The sequence below is a fragment of the Bianquea renquensis genome (assembly GCF_014384895.1).
Taxonomy (GTDB): Bacteria; Bacillota; Clostridia; order Lachnospirales; family Bianqueaceae; genus Bianquea; species Bianquea renquensis.
The window spans coordinates 1-13,886 of sequence record NZ_JACRSQ010000018.1 but is presented as its reverse complement, the minus strand read 5'-3'; the positions used below and the strand labels follow the sequence as shown (position 1 = coordinate 13,886).

Here is a 13,886-nt window from a genome sequence, read left to right as displayed (position 1 = left end):
TTTCCGGACAAATTTACAGTTTTTATACAGTTTTCTCTATTATTATACCACCTGATTTGATAAAATCAAGAAAAATAAAGGACGAGGAGGAAAGGGCCATGGGATCGCCAATACAGTGGGAACGGCAGGAGGACCATGTAGCGGTAACATCGATTCTTGGACAGAAGGGTGGTTGTCTAGAAGACTGGGAATCGGGAATCTGTGGAGTATTCCTATTGCAGGATGAGGAAGGCCGGTATGATGGAACGGGATTGCAGGTCACGGAGTTTGAGAGCCAAGACACGAGGGCCCGGATACGCTGTGCGGGCCGCCGGCTCTCCATGAGCGCGACCTACGCGTATGATGAAGCTTCCGACGTGTGGAGCCGCCGGGATGTACTCGTGAATCCCACGGGCGAGAGGCAGCGGGTTCGGTCGTGCCTGAGCCGGTTTGTATTTTCAGGGCATGATTTGGAGGTGTACTGTCAATCCAGTTCCTGGAATCAGGAAAATCAGGGAGATTGGCAGACCGTGCCTGGGGGAGGCGTGACCATCACCTGTAAGGGATTGAGGACGACAGAGGGGGCTACGCCTTACGCAGCACTGCGCAATCGCCTTACGGGGGAGGGGATCGCGTTTCATTTGCTTCCCATGGGAAAGTGGATACTCCAAGTCAAAAAAGAATTTTCCCACAGCGGTAAGGCGTACACCGTGTTGGATATGGGGTTATCCAATGATGGCCTGGATATGGCCGTGGAGCCGGGGGAAGAGCTGGAGCTTCCAGAGATCCTCTTTCATTCCTTTGAGGATGTGGGATTGGGGGCGCATAAATTGCATCAATATGTTCTATCCCATCACTTCACCAAACGGATTCCCCCTGTGGTGTTCAACACGTGGTTCTACGACTACAGCTACCTGGACCCGGAGAAACTGCTGGAGCAGGCACGCCAGGCGAAAGCGCTGGGCTGTGAGGTGTTTGTTATCGACGCCGGATGGTTTGGGGAGAGCGAACAGTGGCACAGTGAGACGGGATGCTGGTACGAAAATACGGTTGTGGCCTTTCGGGGCAAGATGAAGGAGTTTGCGGACCAGATCCGCCAGATGGGCCTGGATTTTGGCATCTGGATGGAGCCGGAGCGCGCGACGCAAAAGGCGCCCCTGTATCAGGAACATCCTGAATATTTCTTTGAAGTGGATGGGGGCTACGTTGCCGACCTGTCGAAGCCGTGGGTTCAAGATCGTATTTTCGCGCAAATTGGTGAACTGATCGAGACCTATGGGCTGCGCATGATGAAGATTGATTTTAATGTGGGTGTCAGCTATGATCAGTCCCGATGCAATTTCTACCGCTATTATCAGGGGTTATATGGGATGCTGGACCGGCTGCGCGCGAAGTATCCTCATGTTGTATTTGAAGGCTGCTCCAGCGGTGGGCAGCGCTCCGATCTTAACACCATTCGTCACTTTGATTTTCATTTCATCAGCGATACCGTTCATCCACGGGAAGTCCTTCGGATATACCAAGGAGCTCTGCTCCGCCTTCCCCCTGGATGTCTGTCCAAGTGGGCGGTAATCCGCAGCGGAGATCCGCTGGCTAGGCCGTATAATGTCTCAACCTTTGAGGGCGTGGAGCGGCTGTACGCCTGTGCCGATGCCACCTGGGACCGGACGATGGAGGTGGATCTGGACTATTCCATGGCCATTGGGTTCTGTGGGGTCTTAGGGCTGAGCACCGATCTGGCACGGCTGTCCGACGCCACAAAAAAGGGGATTCAGCGGTGGATTTCCTTTTACAAAGAAAAGCGGGACTTTCTACAGGGAGCGGTGTGTTATCAGTTGACGGCTCCGGCGGGGATGGAGGATATCATGAGCCCTGCGGTGTTTCAGCTCAAGGCGCCGGATGAGACAGGGTGTCTGTTGATTGCGTTCCGCATGGAAGATTCACGGGATGGGTTGCTTGTGCGGCCCAAGGAGTTGGACGCCTCCACCCTTTACACGGTTATCCAGAGGGAAGAGACGTGGAGGGAAACGGGCCGGGAGATTATGGAGAAGGGAATCTGGATTCCAATCCAAGAAAAGAACAGGGCCGTCCTCGTGGAAATTGTGGATCGAAAGGAGGAAATCGCGTGAAGGCGGTGGTATGGACTGGCATTAATACAGTAGAAATTCAGGAGGTCCCTATACCGAAACCTGGCCAACAGCAGGTTTTGATTCAGGTAAAAGGGGCAGGCCTGTGCTCAACGGATCTTCATATCATGGCGGGACATCTGGAGCTGGCCAAACCTCCCCATATTTTGGGCCATGAGATTGCCGGAATCATCGTTGAAACGGGAGCAGGGGTGGATCCAGCCCTTGTAGGACAGCGTGTGGTGGCAGATACCATCGTGTCGTGTGGAACTTGCGAGTTCTGCCGGCGTGGCCAGTATGAATTCTGCCTCCACGGGGGAGAGGTGGGATATCCCCCCTACAATGGGGGATACGCAGAGTATGTCGTGGTCCCCGCCGTGGGGATCCATCGGCTTCCCGAAGAGATTTCCTTTGAGGAAGGGGCCATCATCGAAAGCATCATCTGCCCGGCGGGCTCCCTGTTCAAGCATGGCGTTGTCATGGGCGAGACAGTGTTTATCCAGGGAAGCGGTGTTGCTGGTCTGGCGTATTTGCAGGTGGCGAAAGCCTGTGGGGCCGGCAAAGTGATCGTGTCTGCATCTGGCGTGCGAAAGGCAAAGGCGAGGGAGCTGGGAGCTGACGTGGTGATTGATGCCCGCTCAGAGGATGTGTACGCCCGGGTCTTGGAGGAGACGAAGGGATATGGAGCTGATCTATCCATAGAAGCCGCAGGCGCGGTGGCGAGCATAGACTTAGCCGTGCGGTGTGTTCGCAGCGGCGGACGTGTCATTCTGTATGGCATCCCATCCAAGGAGGACCGAGTCTCCTTTCCGGTGTTGGATATGATTGTCCGGCAGCTCCAAATTTTTGGCGCGTGCAGCAATCCGTTTGTATGGGAACCGCTAATCGAACTGGTGCGCCAGGGGCGCGTCAACGTTGCATCGCTGGTGACCCATAGATTTCCTATCGAGCGCTTTCAGGAGGCGGTCACCACGGCGTCCCTGCGAAAAGATGGCGCGATTAAATGTGTCATCACGTTTTGAATCGAGGATTTTAGGGCTTGTTCATTGAGTTCCGCTAGGGCGGCAGCATGGAGGTAGCTATGAAAATTACAGATGTCGAAGTTATTGTTGTAAAACAGCCGGAGATTGCCTTGATCGGTGACGGAAGTCAGGATACGGTTGTCATTCGGGTCAAGACGGATGAGGGAATTGAGGGAATCGGGGAGGTGGATTCTTCCCCTTACATTGTGAAATCCATCATTGAGACACCCGCCTCCCACGAATTGTGCCGAGGTCTGCGAGATGCCGTGATGGGCGAAGATCCCTTTGATGTGGAAAAAATCTGGCGGAAGATGTACCAATACTCCTACTACTATGGCCGCCGCAGTGTGGCGATTCACGCTATGAGCGGGATTGATATCGCCATCTGGGATATCATGGGAAAAGCGGTGGGCAAGCCAGTTCATAAGCTGATCGGAGGGGCTTTTCGGGATAAGATTCCGGCGTACTGTAGCGTCCTAATGCCTGATTCTGAGGATGAGATCCGGCGGATCGCAGCCACATATCTTCCCCAAGGGTTTAAGGGGATCAAGTTTGGCTGGGGAGCGTTGGGAGAACGAAATGAGAAAGATTTGCGCCTTGTCTCCTGCGCCAGAGAGGCCATGGGTGACAGCCCTATGCTTATGATCGACATGGCTATGCGATGGAAGGACTATAAGACAGCAAGAGCTATGTGCCGTGAATTTGAAAAGCTTGGCGTATTTTGGGTGGAGGAGCCCTTCTCCCCTGACGCCCTGGATCTGTACGGACGCCTCTGTGAGTCAGAGAATATTCGGATCTCCGCTGGCGAGGAGGTGGGCACTCTGTATGAATTCCAGGAACTGTTGGATCGCGGCCATATTGATATTTTACAGCCCGACATCAGCCGCTGTGGAGGCATCACCGTGGCGAAAAAGCTCATCGATCTGACGGAACAAAAAGGCGTCACACTGATTCCCCACGCTTTTAAAACTGGTATCCTCATGTCGGCGTCTCTGCACCTCATTGCGGCTACGCCGGATACAAAATATTTGGAATACTGTTCACAGGAGACGGTGCTCAGCAAAAATCTGGTGAAAAAGCATTTTCAGATTGATGAACAAGGGTATGTCAATATTCCGGATCGACCGGGATTGGGTATTGAGATTGATGAGGAGATGCTTCGCCATTACTCCGTAGGCAGCTTGTCATGATCGAGAGGCTGTTGTGCTATAACAGAGCCGTATGCGAAGCACTGCGGTCCGTGCTGCGGCCGGGAATGCGCATTGAAAATACGTACCGAGTCACAGCCAAAGGGATTGTGAATTTATTTTCCTATCCCCTGGAGCCTGAGTATTTTATCATAAGAAGGTGAATCTTTTGAGCCATGATTTTCGACCGTCCGGTCCATATGGCGTCCTTCTGACCCCCTTTTTGGAAAAAGGCCGTATTGATGAAGAGGGTTTGGAGAAAGAACTGGATTTCATGCTCGCCAGCGATATAGCCGGCATCTTTCCGTGTGCAACCACCGGCGAATTTATCAGTCTTTCACCGGAGGATAACCTGTGGGTGATGGAGAAGGCGGCGGCCATGGCGAAAGGCCGCAAGCGGCTGGTAGCCGGAGTCTGTGCCGCAAGCGTTCCAGGGGTCGTCCGCTATGCAAAACGGGCCTATGAGCTAGGGTACGATGCTATTGTGCTCTGCCCTCCCTACTATATCACCATGCCGCAGAGCGAGATTTTAGAATTCTATTTGCAGGTGGCGAAGGAGACAGCGTACATCCCTATGGTGTTGTACCATATTCCCATGTTTACCAGTGAGCTGAGTCTGGATGTTTTTCAGAGACTTCTGTCTGTGCCCTCCATCGTTGGGCTGAAGGATTCTGGACAGAATATGAAACGGATCGCCCATGAAGTTGATATCTGTAGAAGGGAACGGCCTGACTTTTCCATCCTGACAGGAACGGATGATATGCTGGTTCCGTCCCTTGTGGGCGGATGTGTCGGCAGTATGACGGCCTTCTCTGCGATTCTGCCCGAGGCCAACTGCTTGATTTACCGGCTGATGGCTGAGGGAAAGGTCTCCCAGGCCATGGAGGTCAATCAATCCTATCTAAAATTGCTGCGGCTGGCGGACAGCTTAACCTTCCCGGCGGGTTATAAACGGATTTTTGCGGAACGGGGCATTCCCATGGGAAACCAACAGGTTGTGTCCATCCTGGGGCAGGACGCTTACCGTGATCTGGAAAAGGAGATTCGCCTGGAGCTGCTCAAGGTGTTGGCGCTGACTGAGTTGAAGGGATGATATCCTAGTATACTTAGTGCCAACCAAAAAAATGAAGGGCAATCAGTTAATCCGACTGCCCTTTCATTTTTCCTTATACCCGCATTCTTGCGATCCTTTCATCCTTTCATATCAAATTCCACTTGCACCGTCATGGTGTCACCGGTATCCTCGTTGGTCAGAACCTTGCGATACCGGTAGTGTCCCTCTGGCAAGTCTCCGTAGAGAACACTTAAAAGAACTGTAATCTCCTGGGTTTCATCTGGCTGGAGTTGTATTGCAACCTGATGCCATCCAACATTCTCCCGCAGGGATACGGGCGTCCAAATGCCATTCTTCTCCACATCCAAAAGAGGCTCTTCGCCATAACTGTAAGAACTATCGCCGTGGTTGGTCAAGGTCAAGACGAGTTGTTGTTCGCCGGCCGCTGTAGTCAGAGTCTGTAGGGCAGCCGTCACGGGACCTTCTGAATCTAAGGGAGTGGACTGATTGAAATCATCGGTGTGGGGGGCGTACTCCGATGGCTCTACGAGATAGATATCGAGAGCCTTACCTTTGCCCGCAGTGTCAAGAGCGCTGAGAGCAAGCAGCTCAGCATCGCTGGCCGAGGACACGTACACCTTGATTTGGTTTTCCATATCATCAAGAGCTGCGTACAGAACGTAGGAGAGATTGCCGTCAGTCATCCCATCTGCCAAACGCCCCATAAGTGTAGTCAAATACGCATAGGAGTAGGAGGCCTGCTCGAAGCGGACATCCTCATCCCGCCCAACGATGGACAAGATGGCATTCCGGTTGGCCTCTGTGTCATCCGCCAGCAGCACCACCATTGTTCCCGTATCCGTGACATAAGTGCCCCCTAGATAATCCGGATATCCGTTGGCGGCCACGTACTCCCCAAAGCGAGCAGCGGCAAGGCTCCCCATATCCACGTCCTCCCCTGAAATAGAGGGAGTCTGACTGGAAGAAGAGCCAGCCTGTTTCTGATCCTCCAAATGGGAATACAGGTCGCCGGAAATAATCTGATAGGTAGGAATTTGCGGTTCCAGAGGCGACTGATTCCGAATCAATACCATTGCCAGCAGCACAGCAGCGCATACAGCCGTTGGTACCAGCCACTTTATGGCCGGAAAACGCCGGGAGGGAGCCGCTGTCCTTAGCAAAATTTCCCGGCGAACGGACTCAAATTCAGGCATATCCCGCTGAATGACGTGTTTGAGAAAATCTTTTTCTTGCATAATCGCACCATCCTCTTCATGAATAAAAGTTCCGCATCTCTTTCAGTGTGCGGTACAGTTTATTTTTGACATTGGATTCCGACATGGAAAGCTGTTTCGCGATCTCGGGGATTGTCAGGTCAAGGGAATAATACAGATAAAAAACCTTTTTTACATCCGTTGGCTTGGAGGAAAGGTAGGTATAAACCCTCGCAGCCAAATCCCGCGAACAGACCAGTTCATCGATGGGAACAGAATCGAGTTCTTGCTCCATTGAGGCGTCCCAGTCCTCATTCTCCGGCGGGCTGGAGAGGGGAAGGAGGCGCTTTAGCCTATCCAAAAGAGAATAATAGCGGGACAGCTTTTGCTTTGCTAGCTTCATGACAAAGGCCTCGCTGTTTTGGATATAGTCAGGTCCTTTCTTAACCAAGATGGAGTAGAGTTCCATATAGGTCTCCTGGAAGATATCGTGGATATCCGCAGGGCTGCTGCACTTCGCTGTGATATAAACCAGGACCTTTCGATTTGTGGAATCATAGATGTCGTTAAAAAGAGTAGTGGGATTCTGGTCGACCATTTTTCCACCGCCTTTCACTTATATAGCGCCGTGAAACTTGGAATTAGTTTCAGAGAAATTAAAACCGACAGTGTACCACAAAACAAGAATTTGGCACAGCGCCCGGAATGTCAATAGCTGTAAAAATTTGGAGGATTCAGGAAAAAATAGGGTTGACGCTTGTCTGGCGGGCACGTATAATGAAGGCATAGGTTTCCAGGTGATTTTACCGGGTAGACCTCCAATCTTAAAACATAAAGGAGATGTGGATCATGCCAACGTATGAAATGCAGGCGCGAGAATTTAAGAAGATGCGGGATCCAAACGACCGCAAGGGTGGAAACGTCAAATATGTATGCTATATTAAGGCGAGCAGTATTCCCCCTGAGTTGAGGGACTGGATGAAAACCAATCCGCGAGATCAGAAAATGACCACCAGCGTTGCCACCGCTATCTGTAACAGTCTGGAGGAGAACTCCAATTTTCATGTGCTGAATCGCGGAATTGTCATGTCGGTGGAGGAGGTGACCTATAAGACGGAGACGGAAACCCTACTCCTTGAGGTTGCCAATCCAGATATCCATGGCAATATCGATGGAGGACATACGCTGCGAGCGATTTTTGACGCGCAGGATCGGGAAACGCTCTCCGAGGACCGCTTTGTATTTGCGGAAATCTTTACAGGGCTTACATCACCGGTGGAGCTGGCGGCGGCTAGAAATACATCCGTTCAAGTCGATCTCAAGTCCATCGAGGAGTTAAAAAATAGTTTTGACGTTATAAAGGAAGTCATGTCCGAGCTGGACTTTTCTGGGCGGATTGCCTATAAAATGAACGAACATTATGCGGAGGATGGAGTGGCGCCCATCGATGTGAGGGAGATCATTACGATTCTGAACATGTTCAACCAAGCCCTCTACCCGATCAAAAGCAAGGATGGGACAGCCAGCGATTCTCAGCCGATTCAAAGCTACACCGGCAAAGAAGTCAGCTTGAAACGCTTTCTGAGCTTAGGCAAGGAGGTCCGGGAAGACATTGTGAGGAGGATGGAGCCCATTATCCCTCAGATTTTTGAGCTCTGGGATGCGGTGGAGCGGGAATTTCCACAGAAAGCCGCCACGGCAAAGAAGAAATATGGGAGTAAGAAGTATGCCAAATATGATGGCGGCAATACGGTGGGCTATGCGCTATTTTCTCAGAGAGAGCTACGGTACCTGGTGCCAAAGGGGATTGTGTATCCCGTTGTCGGCTCCTTTCGCGCCTTGATTGTGATAGATCCCCAAACGAAATACTACCGATGGAAGACGGATCCCATTGCCATATGGAATATTTTAGGGTCAAGGCTGGCGGCCATTGTGCTGGAGGAAAAAGAAGACAATCCAGAGTACCTTGGCAAAAGTGGAAACCTGTGGAGCAATCTTTTCAAAGAAGTTCTGATCTACACGTTCTCATTGCCAGATTGATTTATAGGATTCCAGATAAGGGCCGTTGCAAAGCCGAGGATGAGTCGACTTTACAACGGCCCTTACTTGGCAGTCACTTCTCATACTCCATTTTCAATTTGACCAAGTCGGAAATAGAGTAATCTCGAGAACAGTTTTCACAATAATACCAGTCGAAATATTGATCCGTATCTCGCAATAAAGTGGAGTTTGGCCCCCTCTCTTTCCCGACATACACCTTTTTTATATGATGCTTTAGTTTGCCAGAGCATAGGGGACAGACCTTTTTGTTGAATAGTTTAAACCGAAATTCCTCCGGAGTCCAAGTCATCTTTTTATTATTCATAGCGATTCCATCCTATTCTAAATTATTTATCCCTCGACGAAATCAACGCACCGCCAATTCGTGACGACACTTCGGACGAACTTGCCGGCTTCTACATGGGCTGGATGGATGACATATATGCCGAACCATGCCTGATTCACTCCTTTGTCTGTTTTATATCATTTGTTATATCTCCATTGCCACTGACGGGTATGGGGTCGCCCAGATAGGTAGGTTTTGGCTGTAACGCCGCGTATAGAAAGTCTTTGTCTCTCGCCAAAATCTCCCGCATCTCCCGATATGTCTGTCCCTCATAAGGTCGAAGATCCGCCGCGACGCCCTGCGCATCCAGCCCTAACTTCTGTGCCACGTATAAGGCGCGATACAGATGATATTCCTGCGTTACAATAAGGATCCGCTTCGCCTCAAATATGTCCCGGGCACGATACAAACTTTCATAGGTGGAAAAACCAGCATGATCCATGAAGACATTTTCGGAGGGAATCCCCCTGTCCACGGCGAATTGCTTCATCACATTGACCTCATCATAATCAGCACGGCCGTGATCGCCGCTTACAAGAAGCTTTTCCGATGCCCCCTGTTCATAGAGCTGGATCGCCTGCAAGAGCCGGTCTTCCAACATGTGAGTCGGCGTTCCGTCGGGCTTGACGCCACAGCCGAGGACGAGAATACAGTCGTATTTCTTGGCGGCGGAGGCAGACTTTGCCGAGAGAATGCGATTGCGGGTCGAGGATTTGATATACTCGTTGATGAGCAGCGCTGAAAATAGGCCGAGCAGACAGAAGAGAAACAATAGGTACACAGTCCATCGGATCGCTTTTTTCATTGCAATGCCTCCTTGTGTGCAGAGTCGGTATCCCTGATGATAGCATAGTCTTAAGAAAATCACAAGAGGGCTGATGCTTAAATTTGTCTGGCGTTTGAATTTAGCTGGCCTGTTGCTCTGCGTTTTAGCCTGCGCTGCATCCCATCCGGCTTGTCAATTGGCGAACTCACTCCTAACAATTTTTCATTTTGCATTCGCATACACCTCTCTCTTCGATATTACCATCATACGATGATCGGATTTAATTGTCAATGGAGTTGATTCCAGTTTAATTCTTTGCTATAATGAAACAAATCATTTCAGAAACCATGAGGAGGAAAAACAAAATGCGAGGACTATATTTACGCTTCCCTGGAGGGCGGAAGAAGGCCCTTACGATCAGCTATGATGACGGTGTGGAGCAGGATATTCAGCTGTTGGAGCTGATGAAGAAATACGAGATTAGGGGGACGTTTAATTTAAATTCGGGACTGTTTGCGCCGGAAGGAACCCAATATCCCAAGGGCCAAATCCACAGGAGGATGTCTCAGGCGCGTTGTCAGGAAGTCTTTTCCTGTCCATTGGCGGAGGTGGCGACCCACGGATATACCCATCCGTTTTTGACAGCGCTGCCAGCGCCGGCATTGTTGGAACAGATTCTAGAGGATCGGAAGGGACTGGAAGCGGTTTTTCAGAGACCGATCCGCGGAATGGCGTATCCCTATGGGGCCGTATCCGACGATGTAACGGAGGCGCTTGCGCTAGCAGGAATTGTCTATTCTAGAACGGTGGAGTCCCATCACCAGTTTTATTTGCCTAAAAATTGGCTCCGCTGGGGCGCAACATGCCATCACAATGATCCGGAGCTTATGGCGCTGGGAGCGAAGTTTATGGAAGCAGATCCGGACAGAGATCCAATGTGTTTCTATCTGTGGGGTCACAGCTATGAGTTTGAACAGAACGACAACTGGCCGGTGATTGAGGATTTCTTCCGTTTGGTCTCTGGAGATCAGGGTGTTTGGTATGCGACCAATATGGAGATCTATGACTATGTGACCGCTTATGAACGGCTGATCTATTCTACGGATCTTCGCATGATTCAGAATCCTTCCGCGATTCCTGTATGGATCCAATTGGATGACATATTAGCGGAGATACCGGCAGGAGGCTGTGTTTCGCTGTTTTGATAGGAGGGATCCGCTATGTATTCAGAACCCATTGAAGTGGGCGCATCCTTCCGGATTAAACAGCAAGACGAACTGAAGCGGCTTGTCTTGGAGCGCCGTGTGGAAGCGAATGAGCGCCGTCATCGGTTTTTTCAGCCCGACCTGTCTTCCGCAGAAGCGTACGCCGATTCCATTGTCCATCTGCGGGAGGAGTATCGAGCGATGCTTGGATGGCCTATGCTGGAGGATTCCCGGGGTATACCGGCGGCAAAAGTCATTGAGGTGGCAACAGACGAGCAATCCGAGATTTATCGCCTGGAAATTGAGGCGATGCCGGGCGTCACGGTCTACGGGTTGTTATTCCTACCGGTGGGGAAAACACAGTACCCATTAGTTATAGTGCAGCATGGAGGCGGGGGGACGCCGGAATTATGTTCGTCGTTTTTTGATTCAACGAATTACAACGATATGACGCGGCGCATAACCCGCTATGGCGTCGCTGCTTTTGCGCCCCAGCTGTATCTCTGGTCTGATGCCTTTGGCCCGGCCATTGACCGGAAACAAATGGATGTGGAGCTCAAGCAGGTGGGAAGCAGCATTACAGCGCTTGAGATCTTTAAGATCCAGCGAAGTTTAGACTTTCTATTGGCACGCTATCCTATCGAGGACGGTCGGGTCGGAATGACGGGATTATCCTACGGCGGGTTTTACACGCTATACACGACGGCGGCGGAGCCGAGGATTAAAGCTGCCTTTTCCTCCTGCTGTTTTAATGACCGGTATACCTACGATTGGAGCGATTGGGTTTGGTTTGATTCAGCTGGACGATTTTTGGATACGGAGGTCTGTGGCTTGATTGCGCCGAGACCTTTGGCAATCGAGGTGGGTATATTCGACGAGCTATTTGATGTGTCGCTGGCGAACAAAGAGATTCAAAAGGTGTCGGCCATCTATGATGCCCTTGGAATTGGGGACCGGCTGTTCTATCGAGAGTTTGAGGGCGGCCATGAGTATGGGAAAGACGACGCTGGCATTGAATTTTTGCTGCGGTGGCTGTGCTGACGTGATACGGCCCCGTGATCTGGGTCAACATACCAAAAAAAGAGGGGGGCCCTCAAGTCCTTTCATGACTTTTAGACCCCCTTCTTTTTTGTTGCCATTCAGTGTTTGACGTGGAGAAGGGGGTCAGAGGAGGGGGCCGGCCCAAGAAAAATGCCCGCCGGTGAGGGAGTCACAAGAGGATCCGGCGTGGAGAAAGAGGAGAAAAGGGGTCAGAGAAGAGGGCTGGCCCAAGAAAAATGCCCGCCGGTAGAGAAAGTCATGAGAGGGTCCGGCGTGGAGAAAGGGGAGAAAGGGGGCCAGAGGAGAGGGCCAGTCCAAAGAAAATGCCCGCCGGTAGAGAAAGTCACCAGAGGGTCCGGCGTGGAGAAAGGGGAGAAAAGGGGTCAGAGGAGAGGGCCAGTCCAAGGAAAATGCCCGCCGGTGAGGGGAGTCACGAGAGGAGCCCGGCGTGGAGAAGGGAAGAAAAGAGGCCAGAGGAGAGGGCCAGGCCAAAGAAAATGCCCGCCGGTGAGGGAGTCACAAGAGGAGCCGGCGTGGAGAAGGGAAGAAAAGAGGCCAGAGGAGAGGGGCGGGCCAAAGAAAATGCCCGCCGGTGAGGGAGTCACAGGAGGAGCCGGCGTGGAGAAAGGGAGAAAGAGGGCCAGAGGAGAGGGCCAGGCCAAAGAAAATGCCCGCCGGTGAGGGTAGTCACAAGAGGAGCCGGCGTGGAGAAGGGAAGAAAAGAGGCCAGAGGAGAGGGGCGGGCCAAAGAAAATGCCCGCCGGTGAGGGAGTCACAAGAGGAGCCGGCGTGGAGAAAGGGAGAAAGAGGGCCAGAGGAGAGGGCCAGGCCAAAGAAAATGCCCGCCGGTGAGGGTAGTCACAAGAGGAGCCGGCGTGGAGAAAGAGGAGAAAAGAGGCCAGAGAAGGGGGCCGGCCCAAGAAAAATGCCCGCCGGTAGAGAAAGTCACGAGAGGGTCCGGCGTGGAGAAAGGGGAGAAAAGGGGTCAGAGGAGGTGGCTGGCCCAAGAAAAATGCCCGCCGGTAGAGAAAGTCACAAGAGGAGCCGGCGTAGAGAAGGGAAGAAAAGAGGCCAGAGGAGAGGGGCGGGCCAAAGAAAATGCCCGCCGGTGAGGGGAGTCACGAGAGGAGCCCGGCGTGGAGAAAGGGAGAAAGAGGGCCAGAGGAGGGGGCCGGCCCAAGAAAAATGCCCGCCGGTAGAGAAAGTCACGAGAGGAGCCGGCGTGGAGAAAGAGGAGAAAAGGGGTCAGAGGAGAGGGCCAGTCCAAGGAAAATGCCCGCCGGTGAGGGGAGTCACGAGAGGAGCCCGGCGTGGAGAAGGGAAGAAAAGAGGCCAGAGGAGAGGGCCAGTCCAAGGAAAATGCCCGCCGGTAGAGAAAGTCATGAGGGGGCCCGGCGTGGAGAAAGGGGAGAAAAGGGGTCAGAGAAGAGGGGCGGCCAAAGAAAATGCCCGCCGGTAGAGGGAGCCACGAGGGGGCCCGGCGTGGAGAAAGGGGAGAAAAGGGGTCAGAGAAGAGGGGCGGCCAAAGAAAATGCCCGCCGGTAGAGGGAGCCACGAGAGGATCCGGCGTGGAGAAAGGGGAGAAAAGGGGTCAGAGGAGAGGGCTGGCCCAAAGAAAATGCCCGCCGGTAGAGGGAGCCACGAGAGGAGCCAGCGTGGAGAAAGGGAAGAAAAGAGGGCCAGAGGAGAGGGCCGGCTCAAGGAAAATGCCCGCCGGTAAAGGGAACGAAAGAGAGACCGAATATCGTGCCAAATCCCATTGCACTGGAGATGATTCCCACACAGTACCGTCCCGCGAAAAGCGCTTGCGAAGCGGGCTGAAAGCTGATATAATAAGATCCCAAACTTCATTCAGGAGCGTGATGTCCATGACCCCCTATGTCAATCCCTCTCAACTTCCCTCCCT

General features: G+C 52.2%; 13 protein-coding genes. 10 read left to right on the top strand and 3 right to left on the bottom strand.

Annotation, left to right across the window (positions count from 1 at the left end):
- Positions 1-98 precede the first annotated feature (98 nt).
- From H8730_RS11825 to H8730_RS11810, 4 genes are all read left to right on the top strand, one after another.
- Entirely contained in the window at positions 99-2,108 is a 2,010-nt protein-coding gene (locus H8730_RS11825) for a glycoside hydrolase family 36 protein (protein ID WP_177719800.1), read from the top strand.
- Complete coding sequence (locus H8730_RS11820; protein WP_177719801.1) at positions 2,105-3,127, top strand: alcohol dehydrogenase catalytic domain-containing protein; 1,023 nt, start codon at positions 2,105-2,107, stop codon at positions 3,125-3,127. Before H8730_RS11825 ends, H8730_RS11820 begins: the two co-directional genes overlap by 4 nt.
- Before the next feature lie 59 nt (positions 3,128-3,186).
- Positions 3,187-4,317, top strand: coding sequence for a mandelate racemase/muconate lactonizing enzyme family protein (locus H8730_RS11815; RefSeq protein WP_177719802.1), 1,131 nt, complete (start codon positions 3,187-3,189; stop codon positions 4,315-4,317).
- A gap of 166 nt (positions 4,318-4,483) precedes the next feature.
- On the top strand, positions 4,484-5,407 hold the full coding sequence (locus H8730_RS11810; RefSeq protein WP_177719803.1) for a dihydrodipicolinate synthase family protein: 924 nt from the start codon (positions 4,484-4,486) through the stop codon (positions 5,405-5,407).
- A 98-nt stretch (positions 5,408-5,505) separates the two neighbouring features.
- On the opposite strand, the gene H8730_RS11805 is transcribed toward H8730_RS11810, so the two are convergent.
- Both H8730_RS11805 and H8730_RS11800 read right to left on the bottom strand, forming a co-directional pair.
- Complete coding sequence (locus H8730_RS11805) at positions 5,506-6,624, bottom strand: immunoglobulin-like domain-containing protein (protein ID WP_177719804.1); 1,119 nt, start codon at positions 6,622-6,624, stop codon at positions 5,506-5,508.
- Positions 6,625-6,640: 16 nt separating this feature from the next.
- Positions 6,641-7,180, bottom strand: coding sequence for an RNA polymerase sigma factor (locus H8730_RS11800; RefSeq protein ID WP_177719805.1), 540 nt, complete (start codon positions 7,178-7,180; stop codon positions 6,641-6,643).
- A 251-nt stretch (positions 7,181-7,431) separates the two neighbouring features.
- On the opposite strand from H8730_RS11800, the gene H8730_RS11795 reads away from it, so the two are divergent.
- Entirely contained in the window at positions 7,432-8,622 is a 1,191-nt protein-coding gene (locus tag H8730_RS11795) for an AIPR family protein (protein WP_177719806.1), read from the top strand.
- Between the two features lie 461 nt (positions 8,623-9,083).
- On the opposite strand, the gene H8730_RS11790 is transcribed toward H8730_RS11795, so the two are convergent.
- Complete coding sequence (locus H8730_RS11790; RefSeq protein WP_177719809.1) at positions 9,084-9,773, bottom strand: SanA/YdcF family protein; 690 nt, start codon at positions 9,771-9,773, stop codon at positions 9,084-9,086.
- A 326-nt stretch (positions 9,774-10,099) separates the two neighbouring features.
- Here H8730_RS11790 and H8730_RS11785 point away from each other — a divergent pair, with 326 nt between their 5' ends.
- From H8730_RS11785 to H8730_RS11765, 5 genes are all read left to right on the top strand, one after another.
- A complete protein-coding gene (locus tag H8730_RS11785; protein WP_177719810.1) occupies positions 10,100-10,939 on the top strand; it encodes a polysaccharide deacetylase family protein in 840 nt (279 codons plus the stop codon).
- Positions 10,940-10,954: 15 nt separating this feature from the next.
- Positions 10,955-11,980, top strand: a complete 1,026-nt coding sequence (locus H8730_RS11780; RefSeq protein WP_177719811.1) for a dienelactone hydrolase family protein — start codon at positions 10,955-10,957, stop codon at positions 11,978-11,980.
- 150 nt (positions 11,981-12,130) lie between these two features.
- Positions 12,131-12,661 (top strand): hypothetical protein, encoded by a 531-nt coding sequence (locus H8730_RS11775; protein ID WP_249289859.1) that lies wholly within the window; start codon positions 12,131-12,133, stop codon positions 12,659-12,661.
- Entirely contained in the window at positions 12,648-13,439 is a 792-nt protein-coding gene (locus tag H8730_RS11770; protein WP_249289858.1) for a hypothetical protein, read from the top strand. Before H8730_RS11775 ends, H8730_RS11770 begins: the two co-directional genes overlap by 14 nt.
- Positions 13,440-13,548: 109 nt before the next feature.
- On the top strand, positions 13,549-13,886 hold a 338-nt coding region (locus H8730_RS11765; RefSeq protein WP_249289857.1), incomplete at its 3' end, for a hypothetical protein.

What these genes read in the sequence shown, in the direction of transcription:
- H8730_RS11800 (WP_177719805.1), bottom strand. Translation starts at nt 7,180, where the DNA reads ATGGTCGACCAGAATCCCACTACTCTTTTTAACGACATCTATGATTCC.
- H8730_RS11795 (WP_177719806.1), top strand. Translation starts at nt 7,432, where the DNA reads ATGCCAACGTATGAAATGCAGGCGCGAGAATTTAAGAAGATGCGGGAT.
- H8730_RS11805 (WP_177719804.1), bottom strand. Translation starts at nt 6,624, where the DNA reads ATGCAAGAAAAAGATTTTCTCAAACACGTCATTCAGCGGGATATGCCT.
- H8730_RS11770 (WP_249289858.1), top strand. Translation starts at nt 12,648, where the DNA reads ATGCCCGCCGGTGAGGGTAGTCACAAGAGGAGCCGGCGTGGAGAAGGG.
- H8730_RS11775 (WP_249289859.1), top strand. Translation starts at nt 12,131, where the DNA reads ATGCCCGCCGGTGAGGGAGTCACAAGAGGATCCGGCGTGGAGAAAGAG.
- H8730_RS11815 (WP_177719802.1), top strand. Translation starts at nt 3,187, where the DNA reads ATGAAAATTACAGATGTCGAAGTTATTGTTGTAAAACAGCCGGAGATT.
- H8730_RS11790 (WP_177719809.1), bottom strand. Translation starts at nt 9,773, where the DNA reads ATGAAAAAAGCGATCCGATGGACTGTGTACCTATTGTTTCTCTTCTGT.
- H8730_RS11825 (WP_177719800.1), top strand. Translation starts at nt 99, where the DNA reads ATGGGATCGCCAATACAGTGGGAACGGCAGGAGGACCATGTAGCGGTA.
- H8730_RS11780 (WP_177719811.1), top strand. Translation starts at nt 10,955, where the DNA reads ATGTATTCAGAACCCATTGAAGTGGGCGCATCCTTCCGGATTAAACAG.
- H8730_RS11785 (WP_177719810.1), top strand. Translation starts at nt 10,100, where the DNA reads ATGCGAGGACTATATTTACGCTTCCCTGGAGGGCGGAAGAAGGCCCTT.